The organism is Mucilaginibacter sp. UYP27, from assembly GCF_040547175.1.
Classification (GTDB): domain Bacteria; phylum Bacteroidota; class Bacteroidia; order Sphingobacteriales; family Sphingobacteriaceae; genus Mucilaginibacter.
This window is the reverse complement of record NZ_JBEPPE010000022.1, coordinates 1-16,838: the sequence shown is the minus strand read 5'-3', so window position 1 is coordinate 16,838 and position 16,838 is coordinate 1. Positions and strand designations below refer to the sequence as shown.

15 protein-coding genes and 1 pseudogene are annotated in these 16,838 nt (G+C 41.1%); 1 reads left to right on the top strand and 15 read right to left on the bottom strand.

What is annotated here, in order from left to right; all coding sequences use genetic code 11:
* From ABIB39_RS23250 to ABIB39_RS23195, 12 genes and pseudogenes are all read right to left on the bottom strand, one after another.
* Positions 1-422 (bottom strand): DUF6443 domain-containing protein (locus ABIB39_RS23250; RefSeq protein WP_354432581.1); only part of this gene is annotated, 422 nt, incomplete at its 3' end.
* 21 nt (positions 423-443) lie between these two features.
* A complete protein-coding gene (locus ABIB39_RS23245; RefSeq protein WP_354432580.1) occupies positions 444-4,388 on the bottom strand; it encodes a DUF5977 domain-containing protein in 3,945 nt (1,314 codons plus the stop codon).
* 545 nt (positions 4,389-4,933) lie between these two features.
* Complete coding sequence (locus ABIB39_RS23240; protein WP_354432579.1) at positions 4,934-5,281, bottom strand: DUF6443 domain-containing protein; 348 nt, start codon at positions 5,279-5,281, stop codon at positions 4,934-4,936.
* 19 nt (positions 5,282-5,300) lie between these two features.
* Positions 5,301-9,290 (bottom strand): DUF5977 domain-containing protein, encoded by a 3,990-nt coding sequence (locus tag ABIB39_RS23235; protein ID WP_354432578.1) that lies wholly within the window; start codon positions 9,288-9,290, stop codon positions 5,301-5,303.
* A 641-nt stretch (positions 9,291-9,931) separates the two neighbouring features.
* Positions 9,932-10,333 (bottom strand): site-specific integrase, encoded by a 402-nt coding sequence (locus ABIB39_RS23230; protein WP_354432577.1) that lies wholly within the window; start codon positions 10,331-10,333, stop codon positions 9,932-9,934.
* Positions 10,334-10,388: 55 nt separating this feature from the next.
* Entirely contained in the window at positions 10,389-10,805 is a 417-nt protein-coding gene (locus ABIB39_RS23225) for a hypothetical protein (protein WP_354432576.1), read from the bottom strand.
* A gap of 108 nt (positions 10,806-10,913) precedes the next feature.
* Positions 10,914-11,453 carry a hypothetical protein gene (locus ABIB39_RS23220; RefSeq protein WP_354432583.1) on the bottom strand — a complete coding sequence of 180 codons (540 nt, stop codon included), beginning with the start codon at positions 11,451-11,453 and terminating at the stop codon, positions 10,914-10,916.
* A pseudogene (locus tag ABIB39_RS23215) lies at positions 11,442-11,597 on the bottom strand (RHS repeat-associated core domain-containing protein); the annotation flags it as partial. The pseudogene ABIB39_RS23215 and the gene ABIB39_RS23220, both read right to left, overlap by 12 nt.
* A gap of 188 nt (positions 11,598-11,785) precedes the next feature.
* The gene (locus tag ABIB39_RS23210; protein WP_354432575.1) at positions 11,786-12,505 is read right to left on the bottom strand and encodes a site-specific integrase; all 720 of its coding nucleotides are present in this window, start codon (positions 12,503-12,505) and stop codon (positions 11,786-11,788) included.
* Positions 12,506-12,516: 11 nt separating this feature from the next.
* Positions 12,517-12,747, bottom strand: coding sequence for a hypothetical protein (locus ABIB39_RS23205; protein ID WP_354432574.1), 231 nt, complete (start codon positions 12,745-12,747; stop codon positions 12,517-12,519).
* Complete coding sequence (locus tag ABIB39_RS23200; protein ID WP_354432573.1) at positions 12,731-13,093, bottom strand: tyrosine-type recombinase/integrase; 363 nt, start codon at positions 13,091-13,093, stop codon at positions 12,731-12,733. The genes ABIB39_RS23205 and ABIB39_RS23200 overlap by 17 nt, the downstream gene beginning before the upstream one ends.
* 43 nt (positions 13,094-13,136) lie before the next feature.
* Positions 13,137-13,406, bottom strand: a complete 270-nt coding sequence (locus ABIB39_RS23195) for a hypothetical protein (RefSeq protein WP_354432572.1) — start codon at positions 13,404-13,406, stop codon at positions 13,137-13,139.
* A 393-nt stretch (positions 13,407-13,799) separates the two neighbouring features.
* Here ABIB39_RS23195 and ABIB39_RS23190 point away from each other — a divergent pair, with 393 nt between their 5' ends.
* Positions 13,800-14,135: a helix-turn-helix domain-containing protein gene (locus ABIB39_RS23190; protein ID WP_354432582.1), complete on the top strand. Its 336-nt coding sequence runs from the start codon at positions 13,800-13,802 to the stop codon at positions 14,133-14,135.
* 464 nt (positions 14,136-14,599) lie between these two features.
* Here ABIB39_RS23190 and ABIB39_RS23185 read toward each other — a convergent pair whose 3' ends face one another.
* The 3 genes from ABIB39_RS23185 to ABIB39_RS23170 all read right to left on the bottom strand — a co-directional run.
* Entirely contained in the window at positions 14,600-15,241 is a 642-nt protein-coding gene (locus ABIB39_RS23185) for a polymorphic toxin type 44 domain-containing protein (RefSeq protein ID WP_354432571.1), read from the bottom strand.
* Between the two features lie 156 nt (positions 15,242-15,397).
* Positions 15,398-15,946: a DUF6843 domain-containing protein gene (locus tag ABIB39_RS23175; RefSeq protein ID WP_354432570.1), complete on the bottom strand. Its 549-nt coding sequence runs from the start codon at positions 15,944-15,946 to the stop codon at positions 15,398-15,400.
* Positions 15,947-15,954: 8 nt separating this feature from the next.
* On the bottom strand, positions 15,955-16,838 hold an 884-nt coding region (locus tag ABIB39_RS23170; RefSeq protein ID WP_354432569.1), incomplete at its 5' end, for an RHS repeat-associated core domain-containing protein.

Genomic DNA, 16,838 nt, shown 5'->3' with positions numbered 1-16,838 from the left:
GGATTTGTGTTTCCTGCTGATGGATTATAATAATAAAACACACCGGCACCCGGCGTCAGCGCATCTATGCGATAGGCGCCATTGTTGGTCGTATTGCTGATCGCATACGGCATGTATTTAATAGCCTCCCGGCCAAACTGGTCGTAGGCCACCGGATGCACCACATCCCCGCCAATCGTGGAGCCTTGCACCTCGATTGTCTGGCTGGGCCTTCCCAGCCCGTCAAAGTATTGTAGGGTATGCATCACGCTGTCCTTATTCGGGGTTAAGCTGTTTAGCTTCGATTCTGTTTTTATTTCTCGGCGTGGCTCACGCGTCTGGATATAATTCTGTGTTATCGATTGCCCCTGTAAACCTTTTACAAAGCAGAGCATTGCCGCTGCAAGCAGATACTTTTGTACGTATTTATATCTTTGGTTCATTGTGATAGGTGTAAGGTTTGTTTAATCTATTAAGCCAATATAACCGGTGCCACTTAGCATAATCAGGGTCTTAGTTACGCATGTCGTGTTCCCGCCCGGGGGAAGCATATTTGTTTCTGCGCCGCTTTTGGCCGAAGCCGATCTTTGTTCTTGCGTCCCCTGGGCAACCACACTGACCCCGCCGGCCCCACAGCCATTCTCATATTGCCCTAGGTTACTCGTGCTCGAGCCTGAACTTACCAATGCGGTGTAATTGTTATTGGCGACCGTTGGTGTTCCGTTATTTACCGAGGTGCTCGTCTGTATACGGTAGTTCACCGTTATTGCCGACGTTGCAACATAGGCCGTCGTATAGGTATTATCCGTGAAAAGCCTGATCCGGTAATTAGCGTACCCCTGGCCGGTGCCATTATTTGTTACCGAGGTCTGTTCGAGCAGCGCGTAAGGCAGAACCTGGCAGGTGCCGTTTGTATTCGCATTGGCCTGCCCGTTTACCGCTACATCTGCCTGTGCCAGCGCGTTGGCCGCGCCAACAGATTCAGCACTATAAGTGTGCGCAGCTACCGTATACTTCACCGATGTTCCCGTGCCGGTACTGCACGATTTGTTAAAATACCCGAACTGTTCTTCATTCCATACCGCCGGTGTCGAATAATTGTAATTGTAATTCTTTAAGATGTTCTTATTCCGGTCCTTAATGTTCATTAAACGCTGGAAACCGTCGTACTCGTAATAGGTCGTCTGATTTTTGGCGTCTGTTGAACTCGTCATGCCTACTGAGGGTTCATACGTGTAGGTTGTCACCAAAACACCTGGCATTGTCCTTAAAGGGTTAAGGAATGCCTTCAAATCAGCATCGGTTGGATTACGGTTTGCAATTGAGTTAACCGCCGTGGCGCCGCCAAGCGTACTAATAACAGATGCATAATTTCCGTTGGATATTTTGGCTACAGGGAGTTGACTATTGTAAGAATAAATGAATACAACCGGTGTACTGTTTCGTGGGCTTATCGCTATTGGATTACCACTGTTATCATATTCATTAACCGTTACTTGCGGCTGGTATTGAGGGTCCGGCAGGAATGCAGTCGGAACTCCTCCCGGCGTATACGCCCCGCTCAAGGCATTTGAGAATTTAAAAGTTGACAGCGTTTTGACAGGCAGCGGTTCGAATTGCAAAACCTGATCGACTAAACCCTTACCTCCGGTTTTGAACTTTGTCAAACGCCCATCGACTATACTTGCCGTCTGGTCTGTTCCAACATAGGTAACTTGCTCAATCGGCAAGCCGGATATATGCGCTGTTCTCATATCATCAATGAACGCTGTCCCGGGGGCGTAATCATCAGCGAACGTCGAAATTGTCGTTTGTACCTTACCGCCACTTTGGGTTGAAGTTTGCCGGGTAAGCTCCAAATGCAAACGGTTATCATAGAAAAAGTCTTTGCCAGTAACTATGGTTGTTGGGACAGCGTTCTTGTAAAAAATGTCAGAAACTATCGTGTTATCCAAAACTATCCAATTCGAAAGATTATTGTAGGGAAGAATATTGTAACTGGGAAAGCCATCATTTCCAGATGGGGCGCTATCTGAAACAGGCGGAAGCGGTGGACCGGTGTACAATTTAAATCCTTTAGCGGATGTTGAAAATTTTATACTATAGTTATTTTCTATTTTTTTAATGACCTGACCGAGTGAATTATAATATAAAGTTTTGAACTCTTTACCGTTTAATGGGTCTTCAACCATTGGCGTACCCGGGTATGGAGAGTCGGAAGTTCCCACGTTATGGTAGTAATGTTCCACCTGTCCGTTTTCTCCATTAATTCCATCGATTTCTGTTACCTTGTCATAACCAACTATGACTCCTTTACTAGAAATTCCTGGCGGGTACACAGAGCCTGAAATTCGACAGATGTATTGATTCGAAACATTACAATTCACATCAACATTTACCGTTAGTTGCGGGCATATATAGCCATACTTCGGATAGTTCAACATTTGCCCGGTAGAAAGCCCTTGCTGACTATAAATAAATTGCTTTTCCGTGGCCAAGACGTTATTGTTAAATGATTTTATTGATTTTATGCGCAATCCTCCACCGGTTTTTTCAGTTACAGGGATCATCCTGGTAAAATAAACATTAGCGCTTACAGAATATCCTTGAATATACCTGACATTTAATGTATAATGACCGACTGGAAGATTAATTGGTATGGAATTTTGCCCTCCGGTACCTTGCGGGTCAGCATTTGTGCTCATTTGCGTACTGTTATCAAAAGTGGCACTTTTTGGTCCGGTTATACCGCCATAATTTACTCCGACGCCGAGAAATAACTTCGTTCCGCTTATATACGCATATTGATAATTTACGATCGCTGCAACAGTTAACTTCCCAGGCGGTATATCGGAAGCCAAGACATCAAATGTTAATGTCGCATGATCAAAATGATCCTCAGGATTTGCATTAACCGCCCCCCCGGCACTTTGGGTGGTAAAGGCATCGTCACCTTGTAATCTGCTGTATTTATGAAGTTCAAAATCAAAATCTGTGCGCCCTCCAGTTGGATATATAATAGAGGTCAAAACACCTGCTTTTATATAATCGTTGGCAACATCTGGTTCCCTGTTTGCGTCGTCGGTCAAATAGTACCTATCCGGCCTCAATGACCTTGGCATTGGCAGCAGCTTTGAATTAAGCGCGCCGTTATAAAAACCCCAATGGTCAATTCCTTTACTGTATTTATCAGGTAAAGGGTTGCGTGTGTCATAGGTAAAAAAATATTTTTTTGAAGATTGTTGTCCCGCGCTATATTCTTTAAAGCCATTTAAACAGAGCCTTGCGAAACGTGTGGTCCCGCCATTATTGAAATAATTGTAATCAAAAGCAAAAGATTTTATCGCTTGATGATTTTGATCAAAAACCACGATTTCACTCAATTTTTGAGGCTTTTTGTTGACATCATAAAAATCAATATCAGTTCTGTCCGAGGAATTAAACTCAATTGAGCCATTTTTAAATTGAATGCTCTTTAAATATACTTCATTATTAAGCTGGCGGTTTGCATTAAATGTCTTATAAAAAACTTTAAATGCAGTTGTCGTTGCGCATCCTGTAAAGTTATCCGCCATATCATATTGACTTTCTGTCATAGATACCAAACTTAAACTTGACCCTCTAACGTAATTAAAGTTTATTGTCTCTCCTGTCGGTGACACGATAGCATCCAAGTAGTAAGCTGTTGTTTCTAAAGTTTCAAAAGCGAATGGACTGATATCAGTAGTTGGGGTTAACTGAGCCGTTGTTGAATGATAACCATAAGTACTTGCGGATTCCCCGGTCGCAAACATGTATTTATAGCCTCTACTATCCGTAATTTCCCAACTACCGTTGTATACGATCTTTAAATTATTTTTTTCGTCAACGTAAACTATTGACCCGCCTGCTTGCTTTCCCAGAACAAATTTCCCGGAAAACCCTGCAAAATTATAATTATAAACATCCGGCTCCGAATCTAGCAACCCCGCGTAAACTTGATCATCAGTGGGAATGTCCGCAGGCACCGGAGCGTAAGTGCCTGGAAAAGGGTCGTTAGGCATTATAGCATTATAATAACCGTTAGGAGCTTTAAAATCATCAAAACCACGTACAGTTTTTGTGATTACCCCGCCAGTTTCCAATGACCAGCCAAGACCGACCCAACTGGCATCTTGTGAAACTCTGATGCCTGAAGCATCATATCTCAAATTTATATCAATATTATGGTCCTTTGTTTTAATGGTATATAAAGGGACGGCAATATTTGGTTTTCCAGTGTAATAGTTAATATCATAATTGCCGAATGAGCCTAATGCTGCGGCGGTTGGTGTCGGTTGAACAATTTTTTTAGGATCATAGGTCTGCGATTGGGCTGCACTCGCAGAAATGATTAACATTAATGTAAATAAATAAATATATCGAACCATAAGTGACAGAGTTTTCTTATTAAATTAGTGTAAAAGCTTATTAAAAAACCTTTTACCTTTCCATTTATACACAGTTGCTATCTTCGTTAAATTGATGCTATCGGTCAACGCAAAATAAATTCCAACATTTTGCACAAAGGATTCATTGGGGACACCCGCTAATAAATAGCACTCGCGTATTTGACCTCAAAAGGACTTGATAGCGTTCAAATCATTATCACTTCTAGTAATTGCTAATAGATGTATGATAAGAAAGTGATATCGATTTTTCATTATCGTCTTAAACCAAATTCCATATCGAAATATTAATATTTGAAGTGCCAACATATTCATCGACCGAAGTCTCACCGTATTTACCCAAGGATGCAGCTATAAGAGACGGCGGAATATGTTGTTCACGAGCTTAAAAGTCTGCCAACATTATCCGAATGAGTAATAAATACAGGGAATCTGAGAAAGATTGAATTGGTAATTTTAAATGAGAAAAAACATTTGTTTCTAAAATCATGAGGAATAGGTGTTATTGGCATTATATAGTGAAAAGTTTAGCCCAAATTATTGGTCTGACACAAACATATAATTAAATAAAATAATCTACAAGCCACCGAATTGAAATTTATTTTAGTATTTATAGATGTGGTCCCGTCAGCATTACCTTTCACAGTTACCGTTTGCATAGGACGGCCTAAACCATCTACATACTGAACGGTATGCATGACGCTATCCTTATTCGGCGTTAAGGCATTTAGGCGCGCATCCGTTTTTATTGCCTGACGGGGGACACGTGTCTGGATGTAGTTATCCGTTATCGATTGCCCCTGCAAACCCTGCACGCAGCAGATCATTGCCGCGATCACCAGGTGTTTTAGCGCGTATTTATATCTTGGGTTCATTATGATAGGTAAGGTTGGTCTAATACACAAGGTCAAAATAGCCGGTCCCGTTTAATATGGTTATGGTCTTGGTTACGCAGGTCGTACCTCCGCCCGGCGGAACCAGGTTGGTTTCCGCGCCGGCTTTAGCCGTCGTTGTGCTTTCCTTACTTGCCCCCTTTTCCTGGCTACCCTGGGCAACAATACTAACTCCCCCGGCACCGCATCCATTCTCATATTGACCAAGGGTGCTGGTGCTCGAACCTGCGCTAACAAATGCTGTATAGTCGCTGCTAGTTACCGTTGGTGTACCATTGTTAACTGATGTACTTGTTTGAACTCGATAGTTGATGCTCATCTTCGACGTTGCGACATAAGCGGTAGTAAAGGTATCGTCGGTGTAAAGCTTGATACTGTAATTAGCGTAACCCTGTGCATTGCCATTAGTCGTTACCGAGGTCTGCTCGAGGATTGCATAAGGTAATACTTGGCACGTTGCCCCCGGCGCTGCATTGGCATTCGCCTGACCGTTCGCCGTTACATCCGCTTGAGCCAGCGCATTCGCTGCACTTAAGGATTCAGCACTGTAAGTGTGCGCAGGAACTGTATACTTTACCAATGTCCCTATACCGACTGTACACGCCTTATTAAAGTATCCGAACTGCTCCTCATTCCAATATACAGGGGGTGATATCTGCCCATAGTTATACTGATAGTTTTTGAGGATGTTCTTATTCTGATCCTTTATGTTTAATAAGCGCTGGAAAGCATCGTACTCATAATATGTCGTCTGGCCCTTCGAATCCGTTATACTCGTCATCCCCACCAGTGGATCAAAGGTAAAGGTAGTTACCTGACTGTTTGAAAGTTGCGTTCGAAGGGGATTCAGTGTCGTTTGAACGGATTCATCTGTTCCCGGGTTAACGCTGCCGAGCGCGTTAACTGCTCCCTGACCAAGCACATTTATTAGCGCCTGATACCCGGCATTTTTTACTTCAGCAATCACATTCCGGCTGCCATAACCCCAGATATAACTAATAGACGGACCGGAAACTTTTGACTGGGAAAGAATTTTCCCAAAGTCATTATAACTGTCAATGGTCACCCTTGGCTCTGGCTGGCTCGCTCCGGCAGCAAACTTTAATATATGCGGCAACACAAGTGTGTTTGGATAGATCATGTAATCGGTTTGGGTGGAAAATTGCGTTTTATTCCCCTTCATTGTTTTTGAATAAAGAATCGGCGATATGATATTCTTATCTACCAGTACTTGTCGCGCAGTTTCTTCGATCCCTGTTAAGGCCAGATCTTGCGGATAAGCATAAGTGGTTGTAAGAGCTTCTCCAGTACTTGAACTTTCTGTTGATTTCGTAAGCATCGTATGATTTGTATTTGCATACTCATAGCTCACTATTTTTTCGGCCCAGTTGGTGCCACTGTTATCATATATCCACGTTTTTACGGTATCTATATATGACCATTCCCTGAAATGTGAGTAAGTGGTTAGATCATAAGCATTCAATTGTATTGTTGACGGCGGATCAACAACACAGTTTGGTGAATATTTTTTATTAACCACATAAGATTTTATCTCATTTTCAACACGCGGATCTTCTATATAATGAGTGAAAACCTTTTTCACTGGGATCTTGGTTGAACCGTACATTTTGAAATCACAGTTGTATAACTCTCTGCCATTTCGCCAGTTGTAACCGCTTAGGGGCTGAGATTGTATATATTCCCCTAATACCGTTGTTCCCAACTGGTCCGGTGAAACCAAAAACTTATGGTCTGCACCGCCATCTTCAAAATTTTCGCCGGAAGACTCCGTAACAAATGAATAACTTACGGGAGATGAATACGCGTAAATATTTGTTTGAGAGTAAGAAGTCATTCGGTAAAAATCATATTCCACCGGATCGCAATAAAGGCCAGATCCCCCCCCAAACCCTCCTGTTCCTGGAGGAATTATTGTGTATGTGCGCAGATATTTCTCATATATGGGGGTATAAACGAGTTGAGCCGATGATTGATTAGGTGTGCTTGGATCATAATAAAAAAACCTTTTAATAGCAGGAGACGAAAAACCATCGTTAGTAACAATTTTTGCTACACGAACTGCGCTAGCGGGCTTATCGCCACTTAGAGTTATCGGATTATTACCCACATAGGTTATTGATCCGCTGCCAGTAACCTGTTCACCACTTGCAGTGATTCTTAACTGATAAATGTGGCCGGCAATCAAGGGGATAAACTTTTGCAGAAAAGAATCCCCATCGTGCATAGAAGTTGAAGAGACAACAACTTCTCCGCCATTCGTAAGATCCACAAGAGCAATGCTTGCTACGTGATGAATAGGATCATAAGGATACTGCGCAGCAGTATAATAATCACAGTGTCCTTTTAAATCAGCGGTAATACCACTGGTGCTTACTGTGAATGTATTTGAATTCGTACGCTGAACTGATTGTCTTGCTAATCCCGAACCACTAATTGAGATGATCTTTTGTCCTCCCGGAATAGTTGTTGTCACATAGGAAACGTTTCCCTCATAAGACAATGTCTCAGTTCCACCTGTGGGATAAGTAATTTTTTTTAGGATTCCCTTCATCGCATATGCAGGATCAGGATTTCGGTTGGCGGTTGCGTTGGGCAAATATGATTGCCATTCTGCAATACTAGGTGTAGGAATAAGCGTATTATTAGTCTTCCCATTGAAATACCCATAACTATCCTGCGCAAAGGTTAACCTTGGGGGAAGTTCATCAAGATTATTGTATTCAAACTTATGAGTTTTTATTTTTACTGTTACGGAATTCACCTCGCTTACTTCCGTTAAATAAGGCCTGTTCTTTAATGAAGCATCACTATTAGAAAAAGAATTCACGAAAAGTGTGCTGGTAACATTTTGATAAGCAAAATTGATTGTGCGCATAGCTGATCCGGGATTAGTCGTTCCAAATATTTCGATCCGCGATAATAATTTATCTGTAACATCCGTCCTGTCTATATAACTAAAAGCTATTTTACCACTTCCAATGGCATTAATTTCTGTAAGATAAACTGTTCTGGTTTGATACCATGATACGCAAGTTTGATCAATCAAGGTTGGAGGTGGAATTCCGGAACCTGTGGGCAAGTTAGCGTATGCAACGTAACGGCTATTCATGGTTTGATTTACGCCCGTTTGATAGTGAAATCCAACAGGAGCATAAAGAAAGTTTACTTCGTCATGGTTCGGGTGTACTATTTTTGTTAGATACCATGCTGTCGGCGTAAAATTGGGATAACCTTTGCCGCAACCTGACTGATATTTATTGGTAGTTTCCGTCGCGGTACTCCCTCCAAAAAAATATTGTACACCTGCCGGTGTTGTAACCTTAAAGTTCCATGACGCGCCGCCCGAGAAGTCTTTTTCAATTTTTAAGGCAGAATAGGTTAATAGGTAAGGATTTTTATTGTTGTCTAAAATGAACTGGCCGGTATTGCCATCAAAATTGAAAGAAAAAATATCTGGTTCACCATCATTATAATTGGTATTCGTCAGATTTTCTGCAAAAGTTAAAAGATTTTGATTTTGCGTTGGAAAATCAGCGGGACGTATCAGGCGAGTAGAACTTTCATCAATCTGCCCCATCACGGTTCTTGTAATAAGGCCTCCTGCATTTAAGGCCCATGACATTCCAACGTGTGAAGCAATTTCATCCGTCTTTAGTCCATTACTCGTGTAACGTAAATCAATTGGTACACTTAGATTAGGTGTAATCAAAATAAAAAGCGGAATTTTTACATCGATCATCCCTGATGCCAATCCAACATTTACCCCTCCATATTTCCCAAGCGATACTGAATTGGGAGAGGGTGGCAATATATCTATAAGGGAGATGTTATCACTGGCGTCAGGTGGTACCGGGTTTGCTGAATTAGCAGGCAAATAATTAATATCGTGCGAAGGTTGGTATTGCGCAAATCCACAACAAGGGATAATTCCAATTATCGCGCTTGTTATAAAGCGAAGAAATAAATTCATTTATCTAATTTACAAGAGTTAAATATCGGAAGTTCTTAATTTATGACGAACTTTAATTGTGGAAATAAGCAACCTTCTTAGCAACAAACCTTGCAGCTAAGGAATGAGCTTCTGAAATGAATAAAAATAGTTTTTAAATTGATATTGATATGATTCTTGGGGTAGTGTAGAACAATGAGAGTTCCGAGAATTTTTTTTGCAGTCATTAGAATTATGAAATAAGTTATTTAGTGCTTTAAAGATAATCATAATAACCTTTCAGCCTACAAAAATATTGTTATTGAAAAACCACCTTTATTTTTCGAGAACAACGTTATTACCATAAATATCTTTACCGTCAACCTTAAATGAAGTAATGCTAGTTGCTGCCGAAAGTGTGTTAAGTCTGTTTCAATGTTATTAAATTGCTTTGCTAAAAACTTCGAGAAACCCACCCTGAAGGATAACCTTTTATTGGCGTCGGTAATTTCTATGATCGTATGACTTCGGGTCGATATCCGAACAATCCTGAATGCGAAAACAGATTTGCTTCCTTTTACCGAATTTCAGTTTATTTATAATCAGCAGTCCGACACCATTATTTTGAACGTGGACAAATAGCAATCCGTCCCGGTCCATCAGGTCAATTTGTACCAGTGGCTTTAGTGACTCTTCATTATAAATACGTTGCAGGTACAATTGGTAAAATGTAGCCAGCAAAGTATAGTTTCAGATAAGGAAAATCGAGAAAGTATTGAGTATTTAGAACAGTTGTTGACAGAAGCGATGGGATTGTTAGAGGTCAGGATGCTTTTGATATTGGTGCTCTTGCCTTTAATGCGCAGTTTCACAGTAAAGCTGGGCTGGCCGCTCTCCATCAGGTAACGGCTGAACTTACGGATCACCTCTAAGTGTTTCCGGATATAGTTGAGGCTAATCGCACCGGCTGCTGTCTGGTTTGGTCTTTCGTGCAGATATTCCAGGTATTTTTTTAAGTGATCTGGCTGAATATCATGTGGATGGTCGCACTGGCTTATAATAAAACGAAAAAAGCCTTTGCCCACTAAACAACAAAGCCCGGTGAGTGCCGGGCTTTGTTGTTTAGCGACAAGATATTATTTATAATATCTTGTCATTTTTATAAACAAGCTTAGTTTCTTGACTTTTAGTGGTATCCCTAAATGAAAAACAAGTATCGTTCAATACGTCTATTTTGTAAATTTTGCCGCCAATATCCACTTTACCACCCTCAGCAAGATTCCAATATTCATTTAAAACTATATCGCCTAAATCTAATCGTACTATTTTACTTGCATTCTTATATTTTATATATAAACGAGATTTGCCTTTTTTATCAAAATACCAGTAGGTAATAGATGATCCTTTATGTCTAGTGGTATCTTTAATCTCTTGCCAAAGCTTGTAGTCAGAACCTGCAATGAGCTTTTGTTTCGTTGATATGTTTGTATTACAAGATCCACAAAATAAAATGACCAGTATAAGTTGACAGTTGAAAAGCTTATTGATTCTTATCATCTTTTTTTTTCTTATTATTATCAATGATATTAATCTTCATGTTGTTCATTGAATAAGGATCAATATTAAGCTGATAGCCGTACCCAGATATATTCTTATTAATCTTATCTAATACACATCTACATCAGTTATCTGAACACCATCCTTATTATACGCATCTTGTAAATAACCAACCACCGATCGCAACATTCCATTTTTAAAACTTGTGGTTGTTTCTTTGAAGGTGGGGTCTGCAATTTGATCAGAATAAACATCTGCATGCTGTAAATTATCAGGAGTATTAGCCGCATATCCCTGCCCTTTGTCTAAATGGTCTTTTTCATGTACAAGAGTACTTTTCATATTGTCGTAGTTGGCTAATATGCTACGTATTTGCCCACCTCTATTGTTTATATCAATCTTATCACCTGTAGTATAGGCTAAGCTTTTGTCTGACGGAGCAACCCCTACTGTTCCTCTTGGAATGCCCACTTGCGCACCATAGTAGCCTGCTATATTTGCAATCGTCTGCTCATTTTTACCACTAAATGGAAGATTAGCTACGTTAACCAATTGGCCATTATCGGTTTTGACTAAGATGTTATGACCTGTTGGTGTTATTTGAATTAACTGTCCTTGTGTATTGAATATATGATCTGTTGGCCCCATACCATCAGGGTCATTAAAACGAATAGGATCATTAAGCCCATAATTATACGGCGACCATCTTCTAAATTTCTCTGCCAACGGATCCACACTCGTCCATTTACCAATTACTGGATCATAGAAACGCGCGCCATAATCGTATTGCCCCTTATAAGTTTTACGATTTTACCTGGTTTTTCACCTTGCACGTTTTCGGTGCTATAAAGAACGTTTAGGCACGTAAAGTTAACAGATATTTTTTTGCGTACAAGCCCCGAGAGTTGGTTGATTTTTACCACAGGCCGCCCCCAGGTTGATTGTTTTTTGCGTTTATAAGGCCAGAACGGAGCTTTTTTTTAAGATAAAGTTAGTGGATGATGCTTGTTAAGTGCTTCTTTCAGGTCTTCCAGATTGGTTGTTTTATATCTTTCTGTTGAACTTACATAGCGGTGCCCGGCCATATATTGATCGGTACGCAGGTTCTTTTCTTTCAACCATTCCGTGATCACACTTAGCCTGATCTGCTTGGCGTGTTTGTATTTAGGATTGAGTTTCCTAAGCGCATAGTTTAGGTGTAAAAGGCTGTTTTTGATGTCTTCCAGTGTATTGATACTGATAAACAAACGCTCAATATCCTGCTCATCTTTATAGCGATCCGGCTTGCGCCCCGGTCGTTCAGCCAGGCGCTCGGCCAGTATTTTCGGACGGATCACTAACAGGTATTCGTGTAGTTCGAGGATCTGATGCGGTTGTAATGGAAGTAACCGACCCAGTTGTCTACCAGTTGCAGGAATATGGATTTTCCCCTCTCTCAGTTTCAGGTGCTCAGGGCGCAGATGACTAAGTTCATCCCGCGTAACAACCTGGTAGACAAGTAAACCAATGATCACTTTATTGCGGTAGGTACGGTTGTCTATAACCTGGTAACTTTCATAAAGAGCTTCCATTTCAGGCATGGTTAACAGGTCGTGCGGGAGGTTTCTGACCGTACCTTTCAGTATGATCCCAGCTGCCGGATTGATACCAATTTCCTGTTCCTGTTGCAGGTGCGAGAAGTAATACCGCAAAGTCCGCATAATCTGATTGTTCAGCTTGATACTAAGCCTTTTTGCCGGAGCTGGTCGGCAAACTCCATTACATCGGCATGGGTGATCTGCGCTGTTGCCAGGCTTTGGCCGGTGAGCCAGTCGTGGAATGTAGCCGTATAATTGATGGTTTGATGGATGTAACTGTGGCTGAACTGCCCTTGTTTTAAGTAAGCCCGGAAAGGTTCCAAAGCGGCAAAGGTAGCCGGGGCGAACTCATATTTTTTGTTCATGCTGAAGATGGGTGTAGATCTGTGTACTTTCCATGCTGCCATGCCCTAAAAAGCGTTGGATCTGTTCTAATTGCATGCCGGAATGAAGCAGGTGGCTGGCAATACTGTGCCGCAGGGTATGCAGACCGACGGGTTTAGGAATGGCCGCAACCTTTTTTAATGTCTGTGAACGATCATAGCAGGTTTGACCAGTAAGCCTTGCACCATTGACATTAAGAAATAAGGCATCCTCTTTTTTATCACCGGCGAAGTGCGGGCGGGCATAGAGGATATAGTTCTCCAGATCGGTTTTAGCAGTACCTGCCAGGGGCACGTAACGCTCCTTATAACCTTTTCCTTTGCGCACGCAAACCAGTTCTTTATCCGGCAGAATATCCCGGACATTAACGTTAACCGCCTCGTTTCCAGGAGGTGTAGATTAGGTAGGCGATCAGGCTGTTCACTTCCTCGCCAACTATACCACTGGCCGAGATCGCCTGCCGGGTCCGTCCGAGCAGGCCGGGTGCTTTGAGGTATTGCAGGGCAAGCTTGCGCTCGGCCTCACTGAGCTGTTTCTTTTCTGCCTGTTTTGGCTTCATGGCTTCCAGCCGCTCGGTGCGGTAATCTTCCAGGGCAGCAGTCAGGCGGCTGATCACCCCGGCCAGTTCAGCCGCAGCCACGTCCAGCGCATCACCGGCTTTCTCTATCAGCTATTCGGTGTGAACGCTGTTGTACAAGTCAAGGTTGTGGCGAAAGGCCCTGTTGGTGTTGCCACCGCAGACTATCTTCAATGTTACCTTTAAGCGGTCAAAGCAGGTCAGTTTGATGCCGCCCAATAAGTAATATGCAGTTTACCATCCATATACAGTAATAGTTCAGGATTTTCTACAATAAGCTTAGGTACTATATTCATTGCAAAAGAGATTATATGCTACTTTTTTATTTTGCAATAATAAGTATGGCACTTGCAGAAACGCAAATGATACCCATTTGTATTTCACCACGCAATTATGCATCATTCTTAGTATTTTTGATGAGATAGGAACAAAGGAATAATGAGTTTATGAACCCGGATCAGGGAGTTACGTACCCAAAAAAGACTGAAACAGGCAGAACTTGCCGAAATCGTTGGCTTGAACTCTTATGTGCAGATTGGCCGCTATGAAATAGGCAAGGCCAAACCCGCAGCAGATATGCTGTCCAAGCTGGCAAAAGCGCTGGACACGACTACAGATTACCTGGTGAATGATGATGTGAACGATGCATCCGTAACGGCGCAATTGACCGACCGAGAACTGCTTAAACAGTTTAAGGAAGTGGAGTTATTTAGCCCAGAGGATAAGCACTTGGTCAAGACGTTTATTGATGCGTTTATTACTAAAAGGCATATTCAGGAATTGGCTAAGTAAAAGACATGCTAAACCATAAAACCCACGCTCTTTAAATACTAAAGCCCGGTCATGCCGGGCTTTACTTCATTCAAACAAATGTTTTTTCTTTAAGTCTTCTAAACTGTACCTCGTTTTTGATACAACTTTAAGAGTATCAAATTGCGGGCTTGAACCCTGTCCATGTTCCCTCTTTTCAACATATATATTGTCGCCATCAATCTTACAATAGATGTATTCGTTTTCATCATCAAATGTGCCTAAATGAACCCTGAAATTGGTTGAGTCAGTAAGATATTAAGATGTTAAGTTTCCTATTAATCCAGCTTTAACACTTCAATATATAAGTTATTTTCTCTTTTTAAAGTGTACTTATAATTCCTTTTGCTTTTACTGTTGATGCAACTGAACAGTGTGCCGATAATAATAAAAAACAAACCGTACTTTTTCATTTAATTCCTCCTAATGAATAACAATTGCATAAGTCAAGGATGCAGGCCCGCTTTTGCAGCATCAACCATTCCATCGGTATTATAATGAAAATCAGGCCTTTGATCACCATTAGGTGAAACGTTAAAAAGAATTTCTCGTGCGCGTTTCCAAAAGCCACCGTTGAACTTTGCCATTTCCCCAAGACCAGCAAAACTATATTGTGTTCTTTGTGAAACCCCTGCTGCTACTCCTGTGTAACCTGCATGATAATTACCAAAATCAGCCGCAGTAAACTTACCGTTTTCAGAAAGACATTTGAAGCTAAAGAAAGTGTCATTATCACCCCCAGTTTTTGATTTTATATCTTGATTGTATTTCCAAGCTACACCAAATATTGTGTTTGTCTGTGATTTCAAATCCCAATCATGACCTGGCAAAACTTTATTAATCCATTCAGCTGTGTTCAATCCTTCCGCAACTTGTCCGTCTCTTTTTAAGATGTTACTTGCTATCTTAATAACGTCAATTTTACCCCCTAATTCACCAATTTTCTCTCCCCCGGCACCTGTATTTGTTTTACTATAGGTCTTTTCAACGTCTTTTGCAGTTTTACCGTCATGTTCATAAACTCCTTTGTAACCATCATCCACGTTTTTCAAAACAGTTCCATATTCATCAACATGAGTTGAGAACATACCGTCCCTATCTATATTCCTGATAGGATCATCTGATCCGTAAGTATATGGACTGAACTTTCTGGACTTCTCTGCCAGCGGATCAATCGTTGTCCAACGTGCAATTACAGGGTCGTAGAAACGTGCACCGTAATCATAATGTTAGGCTTTGTCTATCTAATGTTGTTGTAAGAGTCTTGTATCGGCTTTCCTACGCATATCGATAAATTTTTGGTAACTGACATCTTCTGGAGAGAAATGAGAACCTAGTATTACTTTCATAAATGGTTCCTGACTTGCAATTTCAAAATCTTTAGGAGTGCAAATAGTGATGATTTGCACTCCTAAAGTATCTTTAGCTTTTGGAAACGTAATTGTCACATCATTTCCATAAAATGCATAAAGCTTATTGTCATCTAAGGCGTTTTTATTATCTTTAAATGGAATACCGGCCAATTCTGTTAATTCCCCATTAATTGTTTTAAAGAAGAATTTCTTATCTATTATCCCGTAAGTTTCTCTAAATTGGCTAAGTAATATACCAGATTGAGGAACTGTATAAATTCTACTTTGGCCGTTATCATATTGCTTAGGCACTCCATTCTTAATATTGCTAAAAATGTAAATATTGCCATTATAACTTGCTGGAAATATATATTTTTCTTTTTCGGCAAACTTGCATGAACTAAGAAATATCATTAGGTATAGTATCGTTAACTTTCTCATTATATTTCTCATTTTACTACGTGACCTGTCATTTCTGGTGGTGTGGTTCTTGAGTTTTCAAATGGCTTATTCCAATCTTTAATTGACATCGTTTTACCATCTGCACCTACTACCCCGGTAAATACGCCATTTTTGTCAACTACTATTGAAACATTTACATCTGACATAACTTCTGTCCCGTGACCTGCCAACCCCAAATATGGGGCTAAGGTTGAGTTAACCGAAAACCCGCCAGCATCAGATACGCCTAGAAACACCGAGTTGCCTTTTGCATCAGTAACAAAACCTTCCCCAGATGGAAAATGATCTCCAGTTATTGTACCGGATATTCTCATCGTTTGATTTCCATTATCACCATTAAAAACTGCAATGTTTAATTTAGCATTATTGTCTATATCCTCGTTTGTCCAAGTACCTACTTTAGTGTCAATAAATGGAATCGCAGCATGATTTCCAGCAATGCCTTTCATATTTAATGTATTTCCGTCCATCGATGCGCTAACACTTGTAGGAGACCTCGCGTGCCACATACCAAACCCTCCCGTACTTGTAGTTGCACCGCCGCGGGTTAAAATTATGGAATTGTCATCAGTTTCAACTCTAACCATTGCATTCAGCTTTGACGGAGCATTAGGATTTGTTGTAAAGCGTCTGTTTGCACCATCCCCTTTGAATCCTCCACCGAACCAATTATAAGGAGCAAACGATCTCAATGTAATATCTATTGGAAATGCACCGTCTGGATCCATTAACCGTATAGGATTGTCTTCAACATATCCGTAAGGGCTAAATCGCCTCATCTTTTCCGCCAACGGATCCACACTCGTCCACCTCGCAATGACCGGATCATAAAACCGCGCGCCATAATCGTATTGGCTACCACACTTTTTTT

Excerpts from the sequence above, each read along its gene's own strand:
- ABIB39_RS23245 (WP_354432580.1), bottom strand. The coding sequence starts at position 4,388 with ATGGTTCGATATATTTATTTATTTACATTAATGTTAATCATTTCTGCG.
- ABIB39_RS23240 (WP_354432579.1), bottom strand. The coding sequence starts at position 5,281 with ATGAACCCAAGATATAAATACGCGCTAAAACACCTGGTGATCGCGGCA.
- ABIB39_RS23235 (WP_354432578.1), bottom strand. The coding sequence starts at position 9,290 with ATGAATTTATTTCTTCGCTTTATAACAAGCGCGATAATTGGAATTATC.
- ABIB39_RS23225 (WP_354432576.1), bottom strand. The coding sequence starts at position 10,805 with ATGATAAGAATCAATAAGCTTTTCAACTGTCAACTTATACTGGTCATT.
- ABIB39_RS23220 (WP_354432583.1), bottom strand. The coding sequence starts at position 11,453 with ATGGGGCCAACAGATCATATATTCAATACACAAGGACAGTTAATTCAA.
- ABIB39_RS23210 (WP_354432575.1), bottom strand. The coding sequence starts at position 12,505 with ATGCGGACTTTGCGGTATTACTTCTCGCACCTGCAACAGGAACAGGAA.
- ABIB39_RS23205 (WP_354432574.1), bottom strand. The coding sequence starts at position 12,747 with ATGAACAAAAAATATGAGTTCGCCCCGGCTACCTTTGCCGCTTTGGAA.
- ABIB39_RS23185 (WP_354432571.1), bottom strand. The coding sequence starts at position 15,241 with ATGTTCTCAACTCATGTTGATGAATATGGAACTGTTTTGAAAAACGTG.
- ABIB39_RS23175 (WP_354432570.1), bottom strand. The coding sequence starts at position 15,946 with ATGAGAAAGTTAACGATACTATACCTAATGATATTTCTTAGTTCATGC.